Raw genomic sequence first — 25,721 nt, 5'->3', positions numbered from 1 at the left:
AAAAAGCGTACACTTTCATCACAGCATTATTGAGTCTTTATTAGGCCTCAAAATGATGATGATTGCATGACAACCTATTTTTCAGGTTCAAATACAACCCATTTCAAGCAATTGGTGAACATACATCTATATGGGGATGCTATTTTGAAATTCAAGGGGGGATTTAAAACTTTTTAAATACGCATTCTAAATCACTGTTCTTTCGCTTAAAGGCATTACAGCGTAAAATACGCGTTTGTGTTTTGGTTAGGAAGCGTATTCTGTGCAGAGTCATTTAAATGTAGACCACCTCGTTTTGGCGCGTGATCGTCATCGTTTAAATCGACTACGAAAAGGCAAAGATGCCAATCCAAAGCAATATCAGGAATTATTTGAAAAATCTAATTTAAAAGTGTTGGAGCGTGCGCAGCGCATTCCCGATATCAAGTTGAATCAAGATTTACCTGTGACTCAATCTGCCGAACAGTTGATTACTGCAATTCAGCAACATCAGGTCATTATTGTGGCGGGTGAAACGGGTTCGGGGAAAACCACACAGTTACCACAAATTGCAATGTTGGCAGGTCGTGGTTTAACGGGGTTAATTGGTCATACTCAGCCACGACGTCTTGCTGCGCGAAGTGTATCTCAGCGTATTGCCGAAGAAGTTGGCGAAAAGTTGGGCGAGTCCATCAGCTTTAAAGTTCGTTTTAATGAACAGGGTTCGCAAGATTCAATTGTCCGTTTAATGACCGATGGTATTTTGTTAGCAGAGCTTGTCAATGACCGTTATTTAAATAAATACGACACCATTATTATAGATGAAGCGCATGAGCGTTCTTTAAATATTGACTTCATTATGGGCTATTTAAAGCAACTTTTGCCACGTCGCCCTGATTTAAAAGTCATCATCACTTCTGCAACTTTAGATGTGCAGCGTTTTAGTAACTATTTTAACGGCGCACCTATTTTTGAGGTCGAAGGTCGAAGCTATCCTGTCGAAGTACGTTATCGTCCAATTTCTGAATTAAGCATTGGTGGTAGTGATGATGATGAGTTTGATGACTTTGAAGAAAACTTGCCACGCGCAGTGGTGCAAGCGGTAGAAGAATGCTTTGCCGATGCACAGGAAAAAGGTCATCCTGAACATGCCGATATTCTAATTTTTGCCAGTACTGAACAGGAAATTCGGGAGCTGCAAGAAACCTTGCATAAGCATGGACCGCGTCATACTGAAATTTTACCGTTGTATGCGCGTTTGGCTTTGGCGGAACAACAAAAAATCTTTAATCCTTCAGGTGGTGGTCGTCGCATTATTATTGCCACCAACGTCGCTGAAACCGCACTCACTGTACCCAATATCCGCTATGTGATTGATAGCGGTTTTGCACGTATTTCACGTTATAACTATCGCTCACGGGTGCAGCGTTTACCGATTGAAGCAGTATCTCAGGCAGCAGCGAATCAGCGTAAAGGACGTTGTGGTCGTATTGCACCAGGCGTTTGTATTCGCCTGTATTCAGAAGAAGATTTTTTAAGTCGCCCAGAGTTTACTGAACCTGAAATTAAACGCACCAACTTGGCATCGGTCATTTTACAAATGCAAAGTTTGGGCTTGGGTACGCTCGAAGATTTTGATTTTATTGAGCCGCCAGATCATCGTTTAGTCAATGATGGTCGTAAGCTGTTGATTGAACTGGGTGCGATGATTGAGAAGGGTAAAGCCCCTCTTTTAGACGGAATGAGTAGCTCTGCGACGCAAAAGGGAGACAATCATCCGAATAATTCCACTAAATCCACCGCTAATAAAGGCGAGCTTCAAGGCAGCAGCTTAACCAAAATTGGTCAGCAAATGGCAAAAATGCCGATTGATCCAAGACTGGCACGTATGATTTTAGGCGGTGCGCATTTTGGGGTGTTAAATGAAGTCCTGATTATTGTAGCGGCATTGGCGGTACAAGACCCGCGTGAACGTCCTGCAGACAAACAAATGCAAGCCGATCAAAAACATGCTTTGTTCCGTGAAGCAGATTCTGACTTTTTATTCTATTTAAAATTGTGGGAAACTTTACACGAAAACCGTGATGGCATGAGTGAAAACAAACGTCGTACTTTTGCCCGTCAGCATTTTTTAAGTTGGTTGCGTTTACGTGAATGGAAGAAAACTCATGAACAATTGGTGGATTTGGCGCGTGGCTTAAAACTGTCGTTTAATGAGATAAAAGCCAGTTATGAAAATCTGCATCGGGCGTTATTAACAGGGTTGCTTTCTTTTATTGCCAATAAAACCGATGAGCGCAATGTGTTTATGGCAGTACGCCAACAAAAAGCACGAATTTTCCCTGCATCGACTTTGCATAAAACCAATACACCGTGGGTCATGGCATTTGAGATGGTAGAAACTTCGCAAGTGTATCTACGCACCTTGGCAAAAATTGAACCTGAATGGATTTTATTGGCTGCACGTGATTTGCTGAAGCATCACTATTTTGAACCACATTGGTCTAAAAAAGCAGGCGTGGTGAATGCCTATGATCAGATTTCGCTGTTTGGTCTAATTATCGAGCCGAAACGTCCTGTCAATTACGAAAAGGTCGATCAGGAAGCCGCCCATGAAATATTCTTACGTGATGCTTTAACCACAGGCAACTTGGGCATTACCCCACCATTTTTAAAACACAACCTGCTTAAACTGGAAGAAGTGGAACGGGTTGAAGATAAATTACGTCGTCGTGATTTAGTGGTTGATGAAGAAACTATTTATCAATTTTATGCCGCCAAAGTACCTGCAGAAGTTGCAAGCCGTCGTTCCTTTGAAGATTGGCGTGCCACAGTAGAGCCGCAAAATCCACGTTATTTATTTGTGGAAGATGATGCACTTTGGCTGAATGATCGTCCGACCACGCAGCAATTTCCTGACTATTTGCGTAATGGTGAGCTGCGCTTGGCGGCCAGTTACCGTTTTGACCCCAGCCATGATGAAGATGGCGCAACCGTTAAAATTCCAGTGCAAGCGTTGGCACAGGTCGATGAAAATATCTGGTCGTGGGGTGTTCTGGGTTGGCGTGAAAATTTAATTGAAGCCTTGCTCAAGACTTTGCCTAAAGATAAGCGTCGTCATTTGGTGCCTATTCCAGACACAGCTCGAAAGTTGCTACAACGTGTTGATGCGGTAAATTTACGCGAGCACATTTTTAGCTTTTTGGCATTCCAGTTACGCGCAGAGCACATCACCGAAAAAGACTTTAGCTTTGAGCGAGTAGATGCGTATTTATTGCCGTTCATTAAAGTGTTAGATGAAAAAGGGCGGGTGATTGAGCAAGGGCGTGATTTATCTGAATTAAAAGCGCGTTGCCGTACCGAAACTCACAGTCCAGTAAAACAGTTACACGGCGAATTCCAAACCTTCCCTGAACGATTTGTATTTGAAGCCTCGCAAAAAGTCACGGGCGTAGTGGTTAAGCAATATCAGGCGTTGGTACCAAGTAAAGCTTTTGCAGAACTTTCACAAAAAGATGAATCGGGTGTGGTGATTCAAACCTTTAATGATCAGCGCGAGGCGATTCATCAGCATCGTGAAGGGGTGATTCGTTTGCTGCATGTGCAATTAGGCGATTTATCACGGCAATTGAAAAAGCAAATTGCCAAACCATTGGCCTTGGCGTACTCACCTTTGGGTGATAAAGCACAACTTGAGCAAATGTTGATCTATGCGACCTTGCAAAGCATTATTTGTGACGTGCCAGTCAACTTGGAAGAGTTTCAAAACTTGCAGCTTGAGGTAAAAAAGACTTTTCTCAGTCATGGTCAAACCACGCTGCGTATCTTTAATGAAATTTATATTGCTTGGCAAGACATCCGCCGTCAGCTCCTTATGCTAGATGAAGCCGTGTTTGCCAAAAATATGGATGATATTGAAGATCAGCTGGACTTAATGCATCTGGCAGACTTTGTGTATAGCAAGCCTGTAGAGGTGTGGAGCGAATATCCGCGCTATTTGAAAGCGTTGTTATTACGTTTAGACCGCTTACCCAACAACTTGCAAAGAGACGATGCTGCCATCGCCCAAATTGACCCTTGGATGGACAAATTGTTTAAACACAAACAAGATGCCCGACTCAAGGAATTGTACTTTATGGTGGAAGAATTACGCATATCGCTGTTCTCTCAACCCATGAAAACCAAAATGCCAATTTCTGCAACTCGGCTGCAAAAAGTATGGGAAAAGCTCGGAATCAGTTAAGATATTAGTAATTTCTAGAAGGAGTTTTACATGGGCATTCGCATTACAGGTACTGGTCTTTATCACCCAGAAGATGTTATTACCAATGAAGAGTTGGTCGAAAGTTTAAATGCTTATGTGGAACAGTATAATCAGCTCAATGCTGACAAAATTGCAGCAGGTGAGCTTGAAGAACGTCGTGGCTCAAGTGCTGACTTTATCGAAAAAGCCTCTGGGGTAAAACGCCGTTACGTGTCAGAAAAAACAGGTATTCTGGACATTAACCGTTTACGTCCAAATTTGCGTGAACGCGGGGATGATGAAATTTCGCTACAAGCAGAATGGGGTGTAATTGCTGCAAAACAAGCCATGCAAAATGCAGGCGTGACCGCAGAAGATATTGATGTGGTGATTTTGTCTTGCTCAAACTTGCAGCGTGCTTATCCTGCGGTGGCGATTGAAATTCAAACTGCGCTTGGTATTCAAGGTTATGCCTATGACATGAACGTGGCATGTTCTGCTGCGACTTTCGGCATTAAGCAAGCGCATGATGCGATTAAAGCAGGTGCGCGCCGCGTACTGTTGGTGAATGTCGAAATTACCTCAGGTCATAACGATTTCCGTTCACGTGACTGCCACTTTATTTTTGGTGATGTAGCAACCGCTTCAATTTTGGAAGACACTGAAACCAAAGCAGGTTTCGAAATTTTGGACATGAACCTGTTTACTCAGTTCTCGAATAATATCCGTAATAATTTCGGTTTTTTAAACTTAAGTGAAAATGCAGATATTGACGATAAACGCTTCCATCAAGATGGTCGTAAAGTCTTTAAAGAAGTTTGCCCCTTAGTTGCCAAAATGATTACTGCGCAATTAGAAAAGAATCAGATTGCGCCAACCGAGGTGAAGCGTTTCTGGTTGCACCAAGCCAATGCCAGCATGAACGAACTCATTTTGAAATTGGTGGTTGGTAAAGAAGCAGCACAACCAGGTTTAGTACCTATTATTTTAGATGAGTTTGCCAATACTTCTTCGGCAGGGGTAATTATCGCTTTACACCGTACTGCACACGAAGTCGAAAACGGTGAATATGGTGTCTTGTGTTCATTTGGCGCAGGCTATTCAGTTGGCGCGATTTTGGTACAAAAACGTGATGCTGCATAAGCTTTGCCAAACCGTATAAGATCAGCAAACGCCTAAGTACAGGTATTAAAAAGTTCCTTCTCCTTCGGGAGAAGGCTTGGATCATCCGCGATATTCTCTTCACACAGACACATACAGAATAAAAACATCGAAAAACTTTATGAAAAATAATGCTTAGGTTAAGATGGAGCATCTTTTAATAGACCTATTTTGAAAACCTATGCAACCATTTGTTCTATATAACTCAGAGCAACGAAAAAAAGTTGAATTTGTTCCGCGTAAAGAAGGACATATCGACATGTATGTCTGTGGCATGACGGTTTATGATTACTGTCATATCGGGCATGCGCGGGTTATGGTTGCATTTGACTACATCATTCGCTTTTTGCGCAGTCAAGGTTGGAATGTGAAATATGTCCGCAACATTACCGACATTGACGACAAAATTATTAAACGTGCCAATGAAAATGGCGAGAGCATTCAAGCTTTAACAGATCGTTTTATTCAAGCCATGAATGAAGATGCGGCAAACTTAGGCTGTGTTGAACCTGATGCTGCACCACGTGCCACTGAATATATTGATCAAATGCAAAATATGATTGGTAATTTGGTCAATAAAGGCACAGCTTATCCTGCAAGTAATGGCGATGTTTATTTTCAGGTTGAAAAATTTGACAAATATGGCCGTCTTTCAGGTCGCAAGCTAGAAGACATGCAGGCGGGCGCGTCTGAGCGTGTTGATGTTGAAGTCGACAAAAAGCATCCATTTGACTTTGTTTTGTGGAAACATGCCAAAGAAAATGAACCATCTTGGGCTTCGCCGTGGGGCAATGGACGTCCGGGTTGGCACATTGAATGTTCTGCGATGTCGACTTGCTGCTTAGGTAATCATTTTGATATTCATGGTGGTGGTTCAGACTTAATGTTCCCACACCATGAAAATGAAATTGCCCAGTCTGAAGCATCAACAGGTGAGCAGTATGTAAATTACTGGATGCACGTTGGCTTTATTAATGTCGATGGCGAAAAAATGTCGAAGTCATTGGGTAACTTCTTCACCATTCGTGATGTGATGGAAAAATTCCATCCTGAAGTGATCCGCTACTTTATTGTGTCATCGCATTATCGTAGCCCTGTAAACTTCTCCGATGTAGCACTCAAAGAAGCCAAAACCGCATTATCACGTTTCTATCACTCATTTAAAGCTTATCAACAAGCGTACGGTACGCAAACAGTTGAGCAGTTAGATGAGACTTTGGTGGAGCGCTTTAATGCTGCAATGCGTGACGACTTCAATACAGCCGAAGCAATTGCAGTGCTGTTTGAAGTCAATAAAGAGCTGAACCGTTCAGTAAAAGAGCAGCAGGCAGATCAGGCGGCGGTGTACTATTCGACTTTGCGTCATTTGACCAATATTTTAGGTTTGGTGCAGCATGATGTTGACGAATTCCTGAAGTCTGATATTGGTCAGGACGCTTTAGGTTTATCTGAACAAGCCATTGCAGACTTCATTCAGCAACGTCAGGATGCCAAAAAAGCCAAAGATTTCGCCCGTGCTGATGAAATTCGTCAGTCTTTGCTCGATCAAGGTGTGGTCTTGGAAGATACCCGTCAAGGTACAGTATGGCGTCGTGCTGATTAATTGAGCACTTGGGAGCATAGAGAGTTGACAGTTGTATGAAATTCTCTATAATTCACTTCCATATTGCGGGAATAGCTCAGTTGGTAGAGCACAACCTTGCCAAGGTTGGGGTCGCGAGTTCGAGTCTCGTTTCCCGCTCCAAAATTTTAAAAAACGCTTATCGAAAGATAAGCGTTTTTTTATGGCTGTTTGTTACAGCTTGCTTGCAGTCAGCTTTATAGATGGGTTTGATCCATAATTTTTAGAGCATTTTCGTTGAAATATGCTTCTGAGCTAGTTCTATCTTTAGCTTTATCTGCAACTTTGAATCAATAAAATAAATAGCCTAAGCTCAAATATGATTGTTTTTCATTTGAAACTCGAGTCAAAAAGCGAGTTAATTAAAACAGCATACAAAAATGCGTTAAAACAAAAAACACACGCAGAATCAAAGTGTAGAATTGCATAGATATGCTAAAATTGCGAAAATTAAATGTGCTTCAATAAATCGCTTTTATTGAGGTGTAGAAAATACTCAATTTAAGTTGAACGTTGAATGCCAAACATGTCAAATACCATTGATTTCCAATCTGTAGCCTTAGACACTTTAAGAATAGAAGAACAAGCATTACAAGTCTTGGCGACGCAAATTGATCAGCGTTTTAGCCGTGCCTGCGAAATCATGTTGCATTGCAAAGGGCGTGTTGTGGTCACAGGTATGGGAAAATCAGGTCATATTGGTCGTAAAATGGCTGCGACGTTTGCCTCTACAGGCACGCCGTCTTTCTTTATGCACCCGGGTGAAGCAGGGCATGGTGATTTGGGAATGTTGGTACGGGGTGATGTTTTAATTGCCATTTCCAACTCCGGCAAAAGTGATGAAATTATGATGTTGATGCCACTCATCAAACATCTGGAAGTTCCTCTAATCACAATTAGCGGTGATGATCGCGGGCCGATGCCACAAAATGCTGATGTCGCTTTAACATTAGGCAATATTCAGGAAGCTTGTCCACTTGGTTTAGCACCAACCTCAAGTACGACTGCAACCTTGGCATTAGGTGATGCATTGGCTGTAGCGTTACTTGATGCACGTGGTTTTACTGCCGATGATTTTGCTCGTTCACATCCTGCAGGCGCTTTGGGTAAGCGCCTGTTATTGCATGTGAAACATTTGATGCATACCGGTACAGAATTACCTAAAGTTGCACCAGATACACCAATGAACAAAGTGTTATACGAAATTTCAAACAAACGTCTAGGTTTAACCACAATTGTCGATGAAAATGACGTCTTGTTAGGCATTTTCACCGATGGTGATTTACGACGTTTAATTGATAAACAACAGGGCTTTGATGTGAATTTACAAGTTGGGCAAGTGATGACTCAACATCCTGCAACGATTTCACAAGAAGCACGTGCAGTTGAAGCTTTAGAACAATTACGTGACCGTAAAATCAATCAGTTTGTGGTGGTGGATGATGCCAATAAAGTCATTGGTGTGATCAGTATGCATGACTTGATTCAAGCAGGGGTAAACTAAACAATGGCATCTTATATTTTATTAGAGCAAGCGCGTCATATTGAAGCTTTGGTTTTAGATGTCGATGGAATTCTAAGTGATGGTTTTGTCACCTTAACCAACAGCGGTGATGAAATTAAATCATTCGATATTCGTGATGGTTTAGGTATGAAACTGGTGCAACAAGCAGGTGTTAAAGTCATTATCATCACGGGTCGTAAAAGTAATATTGTCGAAAAACGCATGTCCGATTTAGGTGTAGATTTGGTCTACCAAGGACGTGAAGATAAAGGCACTGCATTGCAGGAAGCCTGTGCCAAGTTAGGTTTATCACCTGCAGATTGTCTCTATATGGGCGATGACTGGCCTGATCTTTCAGCGTTTTCGATTGCAGGGATGAAAGTCACAGTGCCAAATGGACATATTGAAGTGCGTCGTCGTGCCGATTTAGTCACACAGGCCATGGGTGGGCGCGGTGCGGTACGTGAAATCTGCGATATGATTTTAACCGCCAAAGGTGTGTACCAAAGCTTACTTGAAAAATATCTCAGCATCCCTCATTAATTAAGTCATACATTCAAAGGTTTGAGTTACAGCCCCACTTATGGATACTAAAGTTTTATACGTTACTGCGATTGCAATTGCAGCTGTAAGTGGTGGTTATTACTATTACAGCGGTAAAGGCAAAAAACTGGAAACTGACGCTGCTCGCTCTATGACTTATAGTGCAGAGCAAATTCATCTGACCCAAACAGATGAGCAGGGCAATTTATATGTGCGTGCGCAAATTGACCGTTTAGAGCAAGACATGCAGCAAAAAACCTCTAAGCTGGAAAATTTGAATGCCTCTATGTATAAAGCGGGCGCGGTGGATGCCACTTTTTTTGCTAAACAGGCACAAGGTTTTAATGACAATGAAAAGGTTGTGTTGTCAGATCAAGTGCTAGCAACCAAGTTACTCGCTCAAGGCAAACTGACGCTTGAAACAGTCGAGTTGAATGTGTTTCCTAAAACACGTGAAATCAGTACCGAAAAACAAGTGACTGTACAATCTCCACAGGCTGATTTTATCAGTCAGGGCTTAAAAGCCAATTTAAATGACGGGCAATACGAATTTTTTAATATTCGAGGAAAGTATGAACCATAAATCTAAGCTTACAGCTCCTAAAGCGTTGATAAAACAAGCAGCACTTGTGGGCTTGGCGGTGCTTTCATCGGCAGGTGCATGGGCAATTCCGTCAGACCGCAGTCAGCCTATTACTTTATTGGCAGACCGTGCGACCTTTAGTGAACGTACTGGCGTCACCACTTATACAGGCAATGTGGTGATTGAACAGGGCACCATGAAACTGCAGGCAGATTCGATTGTTGCTAATCTGAACAGCAAAAAAGAAATTAGTGTCATTACGGCAACGGGCAGACCTGCGCAATTCCAGCAAAAGACTGATCCAGCCAAAGGGCTTGCCAAAGGTCAGGCGCAAAAGATTGTTTACAATGCTGAAACAGGCATTATCACCTTAACGGGTGGCGCACTTTTAGAGCAAGATGGAGCCAGTATTCGTGGTAATACCTTGCGTTATAGTATGAACAAAGGCGATGTTGAAGCGATTGGTACACCGAACAAAACTGGTTCTGAAGCGGGTCGTGTAAAAATTGTGATTCCACCATCAAGTTCAAAATCATTCCCAGGAGCGCGTGATTAATGGATCAAACGAGCGCAGCACAGGACAGCGTCCAGCACGGTCAGCAGACTTTGTGTATTAAGCATTTAGCCAAAAACTATAATAAGCGCTGGGTGGTTAAAGACGTTTCATTTGAAATGAAAAGTGGTGAAATTGTCGGGTTACTTGGGCCGAACGGTGCGGGTAAAACCACCAGTTTCTACATGGTTGTGGGTTTGGTGCGTATGGATAAAGGCGAAATCCATTTAGATCAACTGGATTTATCTGACCTTGCCATGCATGAACGTGCGCGTAAGGGGATTGGTTATTTACCGCAAGAAGCCTCTATTTTCAGAAAGCTGACCATCGCTGAAAATATTATGGCTATTTTAGAAACCCGCAAAGATTTAAATAAACAGCAACGTCAGCAGCGTTTATCAGAATTGCTGGCAGATTTTAAAATCACGCATATTAAAGATTCATTAGGGATGAGTGTGTCGGGTGGCGAACGCCGTCGTGCAGAAATTGCCCGTGCTTTGGCAGCAGACCCTAAATTTATGTTGTTAGATGAGCCTTTTGCAGGGGTCGATCCTATTTCTGTCGGTGATATTAAAGATATCATTCGTACCTTAAAAGATCGTGACATTGGCGTATTAATTACCGACCATAACGTCCGTGATACTTTAGCCATTTGTGAACGTGCTTATATTGTTAGCGAAGGTTCAGTCATTGCAGAGGGTACACCGCAAGAAATTCTGGAAAATGAAATTGTGCGTGAAGTTTATTTGGGTGAAGACTTTTTTGTTTAAAGCTTGAATGTTCTAACCGTTATTGGTTTTCGTATGCTTACTGCATAAGTTGTAGAACAGAAAGTCGTGTAAACATTATTTAACCTTCTATACCTTTGAGGATAGAAGGTTTTTTCATGGTGGTTATCAGTCCAAATAAGCTATAACTCTAAATACGTTAGAGCGCTAAACACGTTATAATTATCAAGTTTTTATTTAACTGGTTGATTGATCTGGAGTGTTATGCCATTTACCATTGCTGCGCCCATCACTTTTGAAGAAGAAATTAAAAAAAGTCGATTTCAGGCAATTGCTGTGCCTGTAGATAATGAGCAAGCGGTAAAAACTTTTTTGGAACAGCAGCGTGATTCATCTACCACACATCAATGTTGGGCATGGAAAATCGGGCATCAATTACGTTTTAATGATGATGGCGAACCTTCAGGTACGGCAGGACGTCCTATTTTAGCCACGATTGAAGGCAATGAGTTGACTAATGTTTTGGTGTTGGTGAATCGTTGGTACGGCGGCATTAAATTGGGCACAGGCGGCTTGGTACGTGCCTATGGGGGATGTGCAGGGCAATGTTTGGCTCTAGCAGAAAAAATAGAACTGATTGAAAAAAAGACCGTGCAATTTTCCTGTCATTTTAATGAGTGGGCAATTTTACAATACGAGCTAAATAGTCAGCAGATTGAGTACAGCGAAGACTACACCGCCGAAGGCGTGTTGGTAAAGGCATTCATGCAAGTCGATCAAATAGACCCTTTAAAACTAAAATTACAAGATATTAGCCGTGGGCGTGAACAACTCAAAATCCTTGAGGATGATCAAGATGACTGAAGCAAATTCACCTGATCCATTATCGAAGTACCGTGAGCAGCATAAACACCGTTTAAACTACATGCCGTGGTTATATTGGTCATTAAAACCTAAACATCGTGTATGGGCAGAAGCTTGGCAGCAGGAATATCAAGCTTATTTAATGGCAATGGAAACGGTGGAGATTGGCAAAAACTGTTTTATTTCCCCTTTGGCACATATTTTTGCAGAGCCGGGGCGTAAAATCAGTATTGGCGATAATACCTTTATTGCAGCCGATTGTACTTTGCATGGCCCTTTAGAAATTGGCAATGAAGTCGCGATTAATCACCACTGTATTTTAGATGGTGGCAGAGTTGGAATTAAGCTTCATGATCAGGTGCGTATCGCAGCATATTGTCATTTATATGCATTTGATCATGGCATGGCTTTGGATCAGCCCATTTATCAGCAAGCGGTGCGTTCACAGGGCATTGAAGTTGGTAAGGATGTTTGGTTAGGTGCGCATGTTGGTGTTAAAGATGGGGTGAAGATTGCGGCACATGCAGTCGTTGGTATGAATAGCATGGTCACCAAAGATGTTCAGGAGCGGGAAATTGTGGTAGGAAACCCTGCCAAATTGATTCGTTATCGTGAGTAAATACGATGCAGCAAGGCTAAATCTTTAAACTTCATTACATTTTTTCATGTCCCTGCAACACGAGTTGTGTTAAGTTAAAAATAACAACTAAAAAATAGCCTGCAAAAGGCAGTAAGAGAGGCAATAATGAAACGTGTAATTGCTTGTATTGATTCTTCGCCTTGTATTAATGCGCTTGCTGAAGCTGCTGCGTGGATTGCAACACAAACTCAACGTGAATTGGTGTTATTACAAGTTTTGGATTATTACCCCGCCAGTTATCATTTGGGGGAAATTAGTGGCGTGATTGGTTTTGAAAGTAATGCCATGTTACTCAAAGAATTAGCCGAATTAGAACAAAAACAAAGTGAATTAGCACTCGATTATAGCAACAATTTATTGCAGCACATTTCCAGTATGATTCAGGAAAAGTTCGGCATTGTACCTACCCACATTCAAGAAAAAGGCGACTTTTTAGAACAAAGTTTTAGTGTGCTGAACGAAGAAGATATTGTGGTGATTGGACGTGTGGGCGAGAAATCTGCTGAACGCAATAAGGCATTAGGCAGTAATGTCGAAAACTTTATTCGTGGTGCAAATTGTACTGTGATGACTGTCGGAGAGCATTTTAAAGCACCAAACCGTTTTATTTTTGCTTATGAATATTCCCCAACTTGTATCAAAATGATGAAGCGAATTGCACAAAGTGATTTGCTTAAATTATTGCAATGTCATTTGCTCTATGTCGGTGATCACCCAGAAGTTTTAAATGAACCTGCAGATTTTTTAACTTCAGCGGGTTTAGATGTGGTGGTGGAATATCGTTATGGCGATGTGGCTGAAAATATCTTAGATTATCAACGTGAACATGGTATTCAGTTGATTGTACTGGGGGCATTTAGTCACAGTAAAATTCACCAATTTTTCTTGGGAAGCATTACCACCAATATTTTCCGTAACTCAACTGTTCCTTTGTTGGTGGCAAAGTAAAAATCGTAAATGATTCAAAAAAGATCATTTCAAAAGATTGTTTAGTTGAACTGATGTAAATGCTTGCTGACTGTCCATGGTTATCCGCATAATTTGTGGATAACTGTATGGACAGTATATGTAACATTATAATATATAATGTAAAATTGCTTTAGGTTGTTTTTTAACCTTGTGTGGACTTTACTTTACAATCGCTAAAGCAAAGCCATCATGTCCTTTGCTGCCTACAGTTTGTAATGCTGTGCACGATAAAATTCGCGAATGATTTTGCATGGCTTTGAACATGTCACGAATCCCTTCAATGCTTGGTTTGTGATTGTCAGGATTTAAAATTTCCCCTGCACGAATTACATTGTCTAAAAAGATAATTGTACCTGAGCGTGAAAGTTTAAGACTCAGTTCCAAATATTCAGGATAGCTTTGTTTGTCGGCATCAATAAAAATAAAATCAAAAGCTTCAGTATCTTCTGGCAGAGCTTTTAGAATTTCTGCAGCACGACCAACTTTTAATTCAACCTTTTGTTTTAATTGAGCGCGGTCAATATTTTCCTGTCCCAAAGCTGCATGGGTATCACGTCCTTCAATCGTGAGTATATAACCATCTTCAGGCAGCGCACGTGCTAGCCACATTGTGCTATAAGCTGCGAATGTGCCCAATTCCAACACACGTTTGCATTGATTCATTTGAATGAGCATTTGTAGCAACATGCCCTGATTTGCCGCAACTGCAAGGTGATCTGGAAAACCTTTGGCATCGGTATTTTCTAAAGTTTGCGTCAAAATTGGGTCTTCGGGAATTAAATGTGATTCGATATAGTGATCGATATCCGTCCACATTTGTTGCATAGCGTGCTCACCTTTGTTGCGATGTGTGCATTGTAAACTTTTCTGCTCAGAGTGCAATTTATTCGCGGAATGGAGCAGGTGATAATCTATTTCGCAATAAAAAAAGAGGTCAATTTGACCTCTTTAGGATTTAATTCTAAACAACACTGAATTAGAAATTACACATAGATGAATGGCGGCTTAAATCTGGCCCCCAAGTTCGATAACCTTGTGTATCAATATGAATTTGTCCTGAAGCGTATAAGCCTAAGCCCATGTTTAAACTTTGACCATATTGCTGCCAGAACTGACACAGTCTGTATTTGGTACTTTCAATATAGGCATAGTCTTCGGCATTCGGGAATTGTGGCCCAATTCTAAAATCAATGGCTGAGTTAAATAAGTGACGCGATGAGTTCGCACCACCTGCACATTGATTCAGTGGTAAATCTCGATAGACAGAAGTGACTTCAAAATCAGTTAAGACTTTAGAGGCGACCAAATATTTAAATACACGCAAGGTAGGCACCTGATTTTGCCACAATTCACGACTTGGAATCATAAATTGCGAACGTCCACAGCGTTGCCAGTCACGTGCGGTACGCATTAATTCAAAACTTGGAATAATATTGCCAACACCGTTGTGTTCCAAGAAGCGTTCATATTCACGAACTTGGCGTAAATTATCACTCACTGCCACCCATGCATTATACGAATAAGGCACAATTTTAGGTGCTACCTGACGCTCATAGGTGATTTTTTCTTGAGGAATGAAAATTCGTTTTCCATCGGGCGTGGTGATCGTTGTTGTTCTGTTTGGGGTTGAACTACAGGCAACCAAGATAACGGGAACAATGCTGAACGAAAACAGCGCCTTGAAAAATTTCTTCATTAGGCAAATCAGATATTTATTTAAAGTGGCAGTATTCTAATCGAAAATGCTGGTTAAAATTTGAAAATATTGCAATCAAATGTGTGTTTTAGGTATAAAAAAAGATCAGCACAGGACTGATCTTTTTCACAACAAGACGAACTTACTTTTCTAAGTATTGTAATTTGTCTGGTTTGCCATTCCATTCTTCACGATCAGCAGGTTGATCGCCAATTTGTGTAATGTTTGGCCAAGTCTGTGAAAGTTCAGCATTTAGCTCGATAAACACTTCCTGACCTTCTGGTAATTCATCTTCAGAGAAAATAGCGTTGGCAGGACACTCTGGTTCACATAATGCACAGTCGATACATTCGTCTGGATTAATGACAAGGAAGTTCGGACCCTCGTAGAAGCAGTCTACAGGACAAACTTCAACGCAGTCTTGATATTTACATTTAATACAGTTTTCAGTGACAACAAATGTCATGGCGACAGCTACCTAAAAATATGGTTCTAATTCAGAATAGTCTATTTTAGGCAAAAATCACTACAACTAACAATCGCTTTTACTGATATTTGATATAGACAGTGCTGCTAAATTTGATAAAAGGGGGATAAAACCATCAAAAAAACTTATAAATGACAAAGACTCTCAATTGAGAGTCTTTGTTTAGCTCAAATATTTTAGAAATAACAGCGGCTAAGCGTTCAATTGTTCCTTTAAAGCATACAATTGTTCCAGCGCTTGTCGTGGCGTTAAATTATCGACATCTATACTGCGTAATAAATCTAAAGCAGGTGATGGTTTTTCTACCTCTATTACACGTTCAATCACTTCTGGTTCAGCTGAGCTTGTTGCTGGTGCAAATAGGTCATCTTGAACGGCTAAATTGACATTTTTGTGCTGCTGTTTTTCTAAAATTCTTAAACGGTTTTGCGCTTCTTTAATCACATTGGCTGGAATGCCTGCCAATTTTGCCACTTGCAAACCGTGACTTTGGCTTGCAGGACCTTGTTGAACTTTGTGCAAGAGAATCAGGTTGCCATTCATTTCTTTGGCGGTTACGTGGTAGTTATCCACCCCAGATTCTTTGCTTAATTCGGTCAATTCAAAATAATGCGTTGCAAATAGGCATAAACATTTGATGCGTTTGCTTAAATCCAACACACATGCCCATGCCAAAGATAAGCCATCGTAGGTACTGGTTCCGCGACCAACTTCATCCATCAGCACCAAAGACTGTGAGGTTGCATGGTGTAAAATTTGTGAAGTCTCAGTCATTTCGACCATAAAGGTCGATTTACCTGTCGATAAATCATCGGCAGAACCAATACGGGTAAACACGCGATCAATAGGACCTAATACGGCTGTTTGGGCAGGCACATAACTACCACAATAGCCAAGTAGGGCAATGAGTGCGGTTTGACGCATATACGTTGATTTACCGCCCATATTCGGGCCAGTAATAATTGCCAAACGATGATTGTAGTCGAGTAAAGTATCATTCGGTGTAAAGGCGGTTTTACTCAAGGCCTCAACAACAGGATGACGTCCTACAGTAATTTTAATTCCAATTTCAGGGCTATATTCAGGGCGTGCCCAATTGCGTAAACGTGCTTGATGGGCAAAGTTTGCCAATAGATCAATTTGTGCAATCGCGCTGCTCATCATTTGTAATTGAGCAATGTCTTGGCGTAATTCATCCAATAGCATTTCAAATAGCATCTTTTCACGGGCTAAAGCACGGGACTCGCTAGACAGGACTTTATCTTCAAAACTTTTTAGCTCTGGGGTGATGTAGCGTTCTGCATTTTTTAAAGTTTGACGACGGATATAGTGTTCAGGTGCTTGCTCGGCTTGGGCGCGAGTGAGTTCAATGTAGTAACCACTAACACGGTTGTAGCCAATTTTTAACGTTGGGATACCGCTTTCTTGGCGCTCTTTGACTTCTAAATCAATCAGGAATTGCCCCGCATGATCACGGATTTTGCGTAGTTCATCGAGTTCACTGTCAAAACCCTCTGCAATGACATTGCCATCACGCAATAGTACAGGTGGGTTTTCTACAATTGCCTGCATCAGCCGTTGATGCAGTCCATGAAAATCGCCCAGTTCTTCATTCAGGTTTTGAATGAGTGCGGATTGTTGTGCAGAAACAATGGGCTGTAAGGCATGACGCAAATAGGGAATTTGCGCACAGGCCTGACGTAGTTGTACCAAATCACGTGGGCGTGCGCTACCGAGTGCGACACGACTCAGCACACGTTCAATATCACTAATTTCTTTCAGTACCAAACGCACAGGCGACTCATGGTAACCTTGTATTAAGGCTTGAATTGCATCCAGTCTTGCATCTAACAATGCCGTGTCACGCAAAGGTTGCATCAAGGTACGACTCAGTAAACGGCTACCCATGGCAGTTTGGCAATCGTTAATCAGTTGGCATAAAGAAGTGCCGTGTTCAAATAATGGTTCAACCAATTCCAAATTACGTCGGGTCACAGGATCAAGCGCAATAAAATCGCTGCTTTGTTCTAATTGAATACTGCGAATATGTGGTAAAGCCGTTTTTTGGGTTTCTTTGGCGTAGTGTATTAACGCTGCCGCTGCTGCTTTGGCTAAGGGCAAATGATCAATACCAAAACCTGAAAGTGACGATACAGCAAATTGATCACAAAGCGTTTTTTGTGCATTGTTCAGGTTGAAATCGACATTTGGGCGTTTAGTCACAGGGCAGTCAAGCTGCTTTTTAACCTGTTCAATAATATTCGGATCGACAATATCTTCATCGACCACAATTTCGCTTGGCATTAAACGAGAAAGTTCAATCGCGAGTTGTTCAGGCAAATAATCCATTTGCTGAACTTTAAAAATCCCTGCACTTAAATCCAGCAATGCGATACCAATTTGGTTTTGCTGTAAGCATAAAGAGACCAAGTTGGAAGATTGATGACTGTTGAGCAAGGCATCATCGGTGAGCGTGCCTGGGGTGATAATCCGTACTACTCCACGCTCTACAGGACCTTTGCCTGTCACCTCGCCAATTTGCTCACAAATTACCACGGTTTCGCCTTTTTTGACCAAGCGAGCGAGATAACCTTCAGCAGCATGATATGGCACGCCCGCCATTGGAATAGGTTTGCCACTAGTTTTACCACGGTGGGTGAGGGTAATGCCTAAAAGTTTGGCAGCTTTGTGTGCATCATCAAAAAATAATTCGTAGAAATCGCCCATGCGATAGAACATTAAAGAATGTGGATGTTCCATCTTCACCCGTAAGTATTGCTGCATCATTGGAGTGTGTGAAGATAGATCAGCCATGATTTCTGTCATGTTCATGCAGTTGAAGTCCTTTAATTTGAAGCGTAATTTAAGTGTAAGTATGTGACTAGCTTATTTTACGCCATCTTAGTCAAATTAGTGAACCTGCATGTCATTGTTGCTCGCTCTCTAACGAGTCGAACATCGAGCGGTTTAAGCTTTTAAATGGATAATATTCAATTGATCGGGTGTGTTAGTGAGCACACAGCCATAAAAAATATCGCCCATAAAATCTAAACCGACAGTTTCAAAAATGATATCGCATAGCTCAAAGAGCTTAGCTGTTGAAAATGTATGATTTGCGAAGTTAAAAGTGAAAATTATTGTGTCATTTGGCTGAATTTTACTGAGTTTTTCGTGTAATTCATCGTTATAAAAAGCATCGAAATTTGATTGTTTTCTATGGATTCATTTAGAAAGTAGTGCATGTTGTAACATTATGCTTTGCATGGTCTTATTTCTAGCTAAAAGCCGTACTTTGGAAAAACTTCATCACAATCAAAGTAAAAAAAGCCATCATCTTTTCAGATCATGGCAAGCTATTATTCAAACTCAAGCTATGTAGAATTTAAAAATTCAAACTATATGACACGCCCAAAATATTTTGGCTCATGCTTAAATTGGCTTCGCCACCACCAAAATCAGCGGGGATAGAGTTGTTACCTTGCACTGTTTCTTTGAGTGCGTGTGTATAAGCCACACTTACATTTTGTTGATCATCGAGTCGCCAAGTTGCACCAATACTTAAATGCTCTTGTACCACACCTGGTGCCAAAATATTTAGGAAGGTTTGATCATTTTTAACAGGCTGATCGTTATAGCTATAACCCGCACGTAAAGTCAGTTTTTCTGAGGCTTGATAAGTCGCTGAAATTTTATAGACATTGATGTCATCCCATCCAAAACCAGGACCTTGTGTTGTGCCAAATTTATTGTTTGCGAATAATTGATCCAGTTTATTGCCAACAGAATCTACATCTGAATAATTAATGCGTAAGTAATCTGTCGCGACTGATAAAGCAGGGGTAAGTTGATAATTTAAACCTACACCATAGCTTTCAGGTACGTCAAAATCACCTTGTTTGGCAAATAAACCTTCATATTTCTTAAAGCGGCTGGCATTAATTTTAGATGAATAGCTTGCACCAAGGGTCAGTTTATCATTTGGTTTTGCCGACCAGCCAATACGTGCACCTACGCCGTATGAATCGTCATTGCCACGATCGCTAATTGCCGCACCGTTTGACGAAGCACCACCAAAGACATCACCAGCAAAACCTTGTGCACTAAAACGTTGATATAAAATATTTGCAGCCAAGGCTATAGATTGATTTTCTGCATATTTCCAAGATAAAGCAGGTGAAATAAAGGCTTGGGTTAATGAAATACCTGCGCTTCCTGTATTATCATAAACTGCATAAGGATTATTTTTATAATTGGTATTCATGCCACCATTGCCATAAACCGCAATACCCGCAGTGACTTGTTCATTCACTGGGTGAACATAACCTACATCTGGAATTACAAAGTATTTACGGCTATTGCCATCATACTGACCATTTGCTCCATAACCATTTCCTGTAATTTCAGACTCACGATTTGGAGAGAAAATAGTTAAACCTGCATCAACACGCTTATCTAACCAGCTCAAACCCGCTGGGTTGCTTGCAATAGTCAGACTGTCCTGAAAATTGGCAATAGCTGTGCCTGCGTTTCCTTGAGATTTCACACTATATGCATGCATGAAATATCCTGTTGTTGCAAAAGCAGATGTTGAAAACAAAGGTGCGATAACAGCAATTGAGATAAAAGAAGATAGATATTTCATGAGAATATAGATCGAGTAAAAACAATATATGCGGCAGTATATTGAAAAGTTGTATTCTTGTATTTGAATATAAATTCATATCTTTATTCTATTTTTGAATATATAGCTATGAAACAGCAAGGGTATTCATTCTATATGTATATCAAAATGATGCTTCAACTCTTTTGACCAAAGAAGCTCCCTTGGGAGCTTCTTTATTGATTTACATTGCTTTAATTCATAATTACAAAGTGCTTTATGCCAAGTTTTCTAACACAAATTGTGGCGATTTAATAAATAATCGAATCAATGCTTGAGCAGAACTCGACGGTTGACGGACACCACGTTCCCAACTTTCTAAAGTTCGGGCAGAGATACACAATTTTGCCGCAAGTTCAGTTTGTGAAATATTCATTTTTTGCCGAACTTTAATGATCTGTTGTGCTAAATCCAAACAAGCCGTTTGCTCTACAGTATGATTCACATGATTATGACTGTGTTGAAGCAGATGCATAGTTATCTCCTCCTTAGGGTCGAATAAACAAGTCAATGAGTTATTAAAATAAGTATTGTCCTACAGCTGCATAAATTTGATACTGCAAAATTTACACTTTAGAGTGAAGCAAAGATGGCAACACTGTAAGAAATGATAAGAAAATTCAAGAGTCAAAACGAGGCGGAGCACGACCTTGTGGTAGAATAAAAAGCGGCTCAGTTTGAAATAGTGTTGGTGTAAACGATGTTTTAAAAGACAAAATCCGAATTTGCGTTCGGACTAAAATTGGTCTGAGTTTGTTTTCAAATAATGGTAGTGCAAAACTATAAACTAGACAGTATTCACATTCATGATCTGTATGCGCCGCATCTTCAGATGATGCATGTTCGTGTGAACTTTCAAGTTCCAATGCAACATGAGTCGCAGTTTCATGGTGTGTAGATGAATACGAAGAATGGGGTGCGGTGCGTTCTAAAAATAATGCTTGGGCAATAGTTTCACAGACAGAGGAAAAATGTTGTTTCTCTGGCAATAAAGGCTGTAGGAACACAGCGACTTGTAACAAGATTGCAAATAATCCTAGCAATCTGCCCAACATCATAAACACTGTATCAATCTTTTATTCAATTTATTCATGTAATACTATAACAAAAATGCCAATGATAAATATTGAAGTATTACACGAAGTTTTAATTAATATTTAACCTTAATATTGAGCGTTATTTAAGCATTCAACAGACCCTAGTATCATCTTGTAAAAGAAACTGTCGGAAAACCTGCTTCCAGCCAAGCTTGCATACCACCTTGCATTGAATAGACTTTCTCGAAACCCATTCTTTGTAAGGCTTGAGTGGCAAGTGCAGAACGCGCACCAGTACCACAAAGTAAGTAAATATCTCGTTCAGCCAGATTGGTAAGGGCACGTTCAACATCGCAATAGTGGTTTACTACAGGGTGTTGTGCAATTTTCATTTCTAACATGCCGCGTGGAAAATTCACTGCACGGTCTATTGCACAAGCCTGATGTTCTTCAGGTTCTCGTACATCAATCAAAATAATATCGGGATGTTGCAAATATTTTTCATGCAATTCTTGCACGCTAATTTCTGTAATTTCACTTTTGGCTTCAGTGATTAGTTGATCTGGTGTTTTCATTCATCCACACTCATTTATTTTGAGTCTATCTAATATAATATTATATATTTAATAAGATTTTATTATTGTTAGGAAATGTGTCTGATCGAATATCGTTGTGATTTTCTATAAAAACATTTTAAATCAGGTGTTTAAATCCTAATAAAATTTAAGCCATCAATTGATCAAAAAGTCATATCTTATTCAACTATAAGGTATATACTAGATTTAACACTTTTGTTCGATTGTTCAGGGGACGTAAAATGCCTGCAAGATTTTTTGGAATTTTTCTGGGTTTAATTGCAGCGGTATTAATCATTGGTGGATTATTCATCAATATGATCAGTGGTGAAGCTACCGTCGTGGAATACTGGATTTTATTGTTGCTTCCATGTTTCGGTGTGCCAATTTTATCTGCAGTGTGCCTAAAAGAAATTGACTAAGCACAAAAGTACAAGTTTTCTTTACATTAAAATTGATAGCTGATTTATTCATCGCATTTGATTTTAATAATACAAAAACCCATGAGATCATGGGTTTTTGTATTTATAGCAAAATAGTTTATCTCGAGTCTTTATGTGAATATTTGCAAAGCAGCGTTGCAGAATTGGGCTGTTCAGTAGCCTAGTCATAGTTATATGCTATTAAAATGTAACGACAATATTTAAGCTCAATAACATGCAAGCATTCCATTATCAGGCATTGCCAATCGATGTTCACTTTGGCGTAGGTCATCTGCAAAAAATCCAAGAGATTTTACGTCCTTATGCCTATCAGCGTATTTTAATTATTACTACTGCAGGGCAACAAGCCGCAGGCGAGCGTTTATTGGCACAAATCCAAGACATGGCTGTAGCGGTCTATCCTCATGCGGTGATGCATGTGCCAAAAGAGGTTGCAGATCAGGCCATTCAAGATGTGCAGCGTTTAGGAGTAGATTGCTGTTTGGCATTAGGCGGTGGCTCTGCGATTGGTTTAGCCAAAGCGATTGCCTTAGAAACTCATTTGCCGATTATTGCAATTCCGACCACTTATGCAGGTAGTGAAATGACAGCGGTGTATGGCATCACCGAAAACCAGCTGAAAACCACAGGCAAAGCAGCTCAAGTTTTGCCTAAAGTAGTGATTTATGATCCTGAATTGACACTCAACTTACCCACTGAAATTTCGGCATGTTCGGGCATGAATGCGATGGCACATGCAGTTGAGGCATTATATGCACAGGATAAAAATCCCATTGTAAGTTTAATGGCGCTAGAGGCGATTACTCAACTGGCACAGGCTTTACCTGAAATTGTGCAAGCGCCTCATAATATGCAGGCACGTGAACACGCTTTATATGGTGCATGGTTGGCTGGTGTGTGTTTGGGTTCGGTGGGGATGGCAATTCATCATAAAATTTGCCATAGCTTAGGTGGACGTTATCAGTTGCCACATGCGCAAACCCACGCCATTGTGTTGGCGTATTCAGTGTATTACAACCGACATGCAGATATTGCTGCAATGAATCAACTGGCAGCGGCTTTAAATGTGTCAGATCGGGAACAGTTGGGCTTGGCGATTTATCAGCTTAACCAAAGATTGAATATTCCAATGGCACTTAAAGATTTAGGATTACCCGAAACAGCACCTGCCCAAGTGGCACGTATTATCTGCGATAGTCCATATTGTAATCCACGCGAATATGACTATGCCGAATTAGAGGCCTTATTGACCAAAGCTTATTGGGGACAAGCACCAATCTAATACTGCTGAGAAATAGCATGATAGATAAAAAACCGAAGCCACTTAGACTTCGGTTTTTTATTTGCCGTGACGGATTACGGTTTATACAAGCCTAAATCTTGCAAATGTAATCTAAGAATACGTCGCAGTTCCAATACAGCTTCTGGCGTTTCCTGAATGGAATGTCCGCCTTTAATAATTTTTTCTGAAACAGCGCCATCTAAGTGGGCACTGTTGTAATGCACCACATCGTCATTCATTAACAGATGCTCAGTGCTGTCGGTATTATTGCCAATAATACTGTGATATTTAAATCCTTTGACAGGCAAAATATCTTCAGTTAATTCCGTAAATTTGGAATTTTTACTTAAATCACTCGGTCCATTTTGAATGACGCCATGCCCAATTTCTTTGGTTAGATTTTTTAAATCGACTTCATGTTGCTGCAAGGTATCCGCAAACGCGCTTAAAAATGCAGTCGGTAAGCGAATGACTTTACGTGCTGCAAGGGTGAACCAGCGGTCTGCAAACTCTGTACCTTTATGCGGTGCAGCCAAGAATATTGCACGGTTAAAATTGGTGATGGGTTTAAGGCGCAAACGTGCTTGCAACAAAGGATCAGATTTAAAGCGTTCCAGACGTCGGTTTTTAAGCATTTGCATGGCAGGTTGAGTTAAATCAGTATCGCTGACCAACAAACGTGCCAAAATACCACCCATGCTGTGTCCAATTACTACAGCATCTTTTTTGGCTGCAGCAGAAGGACTGACCTGTTTAAAGCCTTGTTGAAGCAAGGCATAAATTTGGAAACGGCTTTCTAAAATTGGCATATTGGTCGAGTAAAACACTTGCCAGACTTGAAAGTTTTCCCGCAATACAGGATCGCCCATAATATCGTTGGTTAAGCGAATCCACGCTTCGGGGCTACTGGCCAAACCATGAATGAGGACAATGACTTTTTTATTCGGATTATACGGCTCAAGTAAGTACAAATGCGGCATACTGAGTCGTTCTTCACGATCAATTAAGGATAAATAAGCCGATTTACCTAAATTATTTTGCGCTAACCACAAGCCATAAGGTGCAGAAAAGTTAGCTGCAAGCGGGTAGTTCTTTTGTGCAATTTGGGCAGATTCATATTTATACGGATCATAAGCCTTGAGCTTAAAATGCGGCCGATTCAAAATATCTTCAATGGAATTGGCGCTATGTGGTTCTGCAGTGATTGTCGCGGCTAAATAGCGAGCTTGGTGAATATTTGGATTTTTTCCTGCAGGATAATCATATTTTAGCGGATCAATAATATATTTGCTTTTGCTCAGATCATCGTTTGGATTTTCAGGCAATACCACCAGAAATTCAGACCCAAAACCATCACGGCGCGTGACCGAGCGCAAACCCGAAAAGTTCAGGTTATAGGTTGACATCAACTGCTGAATTTTTTGTTGTTTCAGCTGCGGGTAGTACTCAAAATCAATGTCATAAATGCTGTTGCCAACACGAATTTGTTGTTGCAATTCATCGTGTTTATAGCGCAGCGCATAGCTGCTGACCAATTTGGCAATCGCCTGATTATAAAAATCCCGAATTTGGACTTGTCTGTTATCAAAAAGACGGTCTTGCGGCGCACGTTTGGTTTTAAACATGTAGGCGTAACTATAACGAATACTTTGATCGAGCATGTGCAATTGCTGATCTAAACATTGTTCATAATTGGCCTGATGAATTTTTTGTTGTTCTTCCGATCTTTTACTGTTCAGAATACTGATTTTACAGGACGATGAATTTTCCAGTTCAATCGCTTTCGCTAAATATAATTCACTGGCGGTTGAGAGCAGTTGTTCATCTTGAATTTGCGGGATTTGTTTGAGTGCACTTACACATTCTTCAGGTTTTTCGGCACAAATATTGGCTTCACGTCCTGTCATCGACAAGACATTTAAACTGGCTTCACTCAGTTTTTTGCGCGATAAAATACTATCACGTTCATTGGCAATACTAACTTTTAACGCCTGATTTTTAACACTGACCACCTGACAACCAGACAGCAGTGTTGTACTGAGCAATGCAGCAATCACAATTTTATTCATGGAAAGTCTGGCTTAATTTTTAAGATTTTTTTCCATCATACGTTTTTTTAAAGCTTTTTCAATTGCGTAGAAAGCAAAATAGAC

General features: G+C 40.6%; 22 protein-coding genes and 1 tRNA gene. 14 read left to right on the top strand and 9 right to left on the bottom strand.

Annotated features, from left to right (window positions below; all coding sequences use genetic code 11):
• The first annotated feature begins 262 nt into the window (after positions 1-262).
• The 12 genes from E0H79_RS03605 to E0H79_RS03550 all read left to right on the top strand — a co-directional run bounded on the left by E0H79_RS03605 (position 263) and on the right by E0H79_RS03550 (position 13,367).
• Positions 263-4,222: a DUF3418 domain-containing protein gene (locus E0H79_RS03605; protein ID WP_131260824.1), complete on the top strand. Its 3,960-nt coding sequence runs from the start codon at positions 263-265 to the stop codon at positions 4,220-4,222.
• A 30-nt stretch (positions 4,223-4,252) separates the two neighbouring features.
• Positions 4,253-5,365 (top strand): beta-ketoacyl-ACP synthase III, encoded by a 1,113-nt coding sequence (locus tag E0H79_RS03600; RefSeq protein WP_004973062.1) that lies wholly within the window; start codon positions 4,253-4,255, stop codon positions 5,363-5,365.
• 199 nt (positions 5,366-5,564) lie between these two features.
• Positions 5,565-6,986: a cysteine--tRNA ligase gene (cysS, locus tag E0H79_RS03595; RefSeq protein ID WP_131260823.1), complete on the top strand. Its 1,422-nt coding sequence runs from the start codon at positions 5,565-5,567 to the stop codon at positions 6,984-6,986.
• A 65-nt stretch (positions 6,987-7,051) separates the two neighbouring features.
• Positions 7,052-7,127 (top strand) — tRNA-Gly (locus E0H79_RS03590).
• Between the two features lie 403 nt (positions 7,128-7,530).
• On the top strand, positions 7,531-8,508 hold the full coding sequence (locus tag E0H79_RS03585; RefSeq protein WP_004973067.1) for a KpsF/GutQ family sugar-phosphate isomerase: 978 nt from the start codon (positions 7,531-7,533) through the stop codon (positions 8,506-8,508).
• A 3-nt stretch (positions 8,509-8,511) separates the two neighbouring features.
• Entirely contained in the window at positions 8,512-9,051 is a 540-nt protein-coding gene (locus E0H79_RS03580; protein ID WP_004973069.1) for a KdsC family phosphatase, read from the top strand.
• A 40-nt stretch (positions 9,052-9,091) separates the two neighbouring features.
• Complete coding sequence (gene lptC, locus E0H79_RS03575; protein ID WP_004973071.1) at positions 9,092-9,634, top strand: LPS export ABC transporter periplasmic protein LptC; 543 nt, start codon at positions 9,092-9,094, stop codon at positions 9,632-9,634.
• Positions 9,624-10,190: a lipopolysaccharide transport periplasmic protein LptA gene (gene lptA, locus E0H79_RS03570; protein ID WP_004973072.1), complete on the top strand. Its 567-nt coding sequence runs from the start codon at positions 9,624-9,626 to the stop codon at positions 10,188-10,190. The genes lptC and lptA overlap by 11 nt, the downstream gene beginning before the upstream one ends.
• Positions 10,190-10,957, top strand: coding sequence for an LPS export ABC transporter ATP-binding protein (gene lptB, locus E0H79_RS03565; RefSeq protein ID WP_004973074.1), 768 nt, complete (start codon positions 10,190-10,192; stop codon positions 10,955-10,957). Before lptA ends, lptB begins: the two co-directional genes overlap by 1 nt.
• 222 nt (positions 10,958-11,179) lie before the next feature.
• Positions 11,180-11,779, top strand: coding sequence for an IMPACT family protein (locus E0H79_RS03560; protein WP_096900925.1), 600 nt, complete (start codon positions 11,180-11,182; stop codon positions 11,777-11,779).
• Complete coding sequence (locus E0H79_RS03555) at positions 11,772-12,398, top strand: acyltransferase (protein WP_096900924.1); 627 nt, start codon at positions 11,772-11,774, stop codon at positions 12,396-12,398. Before E0H79_RS03560 ends, E0H79_RS03555 begins: the two co-directional genes overlap by 8 nt.
• A 126-nt stretch (positions 12,399-12,524) precedes the next feature.
• The gene (locus tag E0H79_RS03550; protein WP_096900923.1) at positions 12,525-13,367 is read left to right on the top strand and encodes a universal stress protein; all 843 of its coding nucleotides are present in this window, start codon (positions 12,525-12,527) and stop codon (positions 13,365-13,367) included.
• A gap of 180 nt (positions 13,368-13,547) precedes the next feature.
• Here the strand turns inward: E0H79_RS03550 and E0H79_RS03545 are convergent, their stop codons facing one another.
• From E0H79_RS03545 to E0H79_RS03510, 8 genes are all read right to left on the bottom strand, one after another.
• On the bottom strand, positions 13,548-14,213 hold the full coding sequence (locus E0H79_RS03545; RefSeq protein WP_004973089.1) for an O-methyltransferase: 666 nt from the start codon (positions 14,211-14,213) through the stop codon (positions 13,548-13,550).
• Between the two features lie 151 nt (positions 14,214-14,364).
• Positions 14,365-15,084 (bottom strand): D-Ala-D-Ala carboxypeptidase family metallohydrolase, encoded by a 720-nt coding sequence (locus tag E0H79_RS03540; RefSeq protein ID WP_004973092.1) that lies wholly within the window; start codon positions 15,082-15,084, stop codon positions 14,365-14,367.
• A gap of 142 nt (positions 15,085-15,226) precedes the next feature.
• A complete protein-coding gene (gene fdxA, locus E0H79_RS03535; RefSeq protein ID WP_004973093.1) occupies positions 15,227-15,550 on the bottom strand; it encodes a ferredoxin FdxA in 324 nt (107 codons plus the stop codon).
• Positions 15,551-15,763: 213 nt separating this feature from the next.
• Positions 15,764-18,403, bottom strand: coding sequence for a DNA mismatch repair protein MutS (gene mutS / locus E0H79_RS03530; protein WP_131260822.1), 2,640 nt, complete (start codon positions 18,401-18,403; stop codon positions 15,764-15,766).
• Between the two features lie 550 nt (positions 18,404-18,953).
• On the bottom strand, positions 18,954-20,213 hold the full coding sequence (locus E0H79_RS03525; RefSeq protein ID WP_131260821.1) for an OmpP1/FadL family transporter: 1,260 nt from the start codon (positions 20,211-20,213) through the stop codon (positions 18,954-18,956).
• 235 nt (positions 20,214-20,448) lie between these two features.
• Positions 20,449-20,706 carry a helix-turn-helix domain-containing protein gene (locus E0H79_RS03520; RefSeq protein ID WP_004973099.1) on the bottom strand — a complete coding sequence of 86 codons (258 nt, stop codon included), beginning with the start codon at positions 20,704-20,706 and terminating at the stop codon, positions 20,449-20,451.
• Between the two features lie 145 nt (positions 20,707-20,851).
• Positions 20,852-21,286 carry a DUF2946 family protein gene (locus tag E0H79_RS03515; RefSeq protein WP_096900944.1) on the bottom strand — a complete coding sequence of 145 codons (435 nt, stop codon included), beginning with the start codon at positions 21,284-21,286 and terminating at the stop codon, positions 20,852-20,854.
• A gap of 149 nt (positions 21,287-21,435) precedes the next feature.
• A complete protein-coding gene (locus E0H79_RS03510; protein ID WP_096900921.1) occupies positions 21,436-21,843 on the bottom strand; it encodes a rhodanese-like domain-containing protein in 408 nt (135 codons plus the stop codon).
• A gap of 242 nt (positions 21,844-22,085) precedes the next feature.
• On the opposite strand from E0H79_RS03510, the gene E0H79_RS03505 reads away from it, so the two are divergent.
• The gene (locus E0H79_RS03505; protein WP_096900920.1) at positions 22,086-22,265 is read left to right on the top strand and encodes a hypothetical protein; all 180 of its coding nucleotides are present in this window, start codon (positions 22,086-22,088) and stop codon (positions 22,263-22,265) included.
• Positions 22,266-22,500: 235 nt separating this feature from the next.
• Positions 22,501-23,568 carry a maleylacetate reductase gene (locus tag E0H79_RS03500; protein WP_131260820.1) on the top strand — a complete coding sequence of 356 codons (1,068 nt, stop codon included), beginning with the start codon at positions 22,501-22,503 and terminating at the stop codon, positions 23,566-23,568.
• A 74-nt stretch (positions 23,569-23,642) separates the two neighbouring features.
• Here E0H79_RS03500 and E0H79_RS03495 read toward each other — a convergent pair whose 3' ends face one another.
• Positions 23,643-25,637 (bottom strand): esterase/lipase family protein, encoded by a 1,995-nt coding sequence (locus tag E0H79_RS03495; protein ID WP_004973116.1) that lies wholly within the window; start codon positions 25,635-25,637, stop codon positions 23,643-23,645.
• Positions 25,638-25,721: the final 84 nt, after the last annotated feature.

It is taken from the genome of Acinetobacter sp. ANC 5045 (assembly GCF_004331005.1).
GTDB classification, from domain to species: Bacteria; Pseudomonadota; Gammaproteobacteria; order Pseudomonadales; family Moraxellaceae; genus Acinetobacter; species Acinetobacter towneri.
This window is presented reverse-complemented; position numbering and strand designations above follow the sequence as displayed.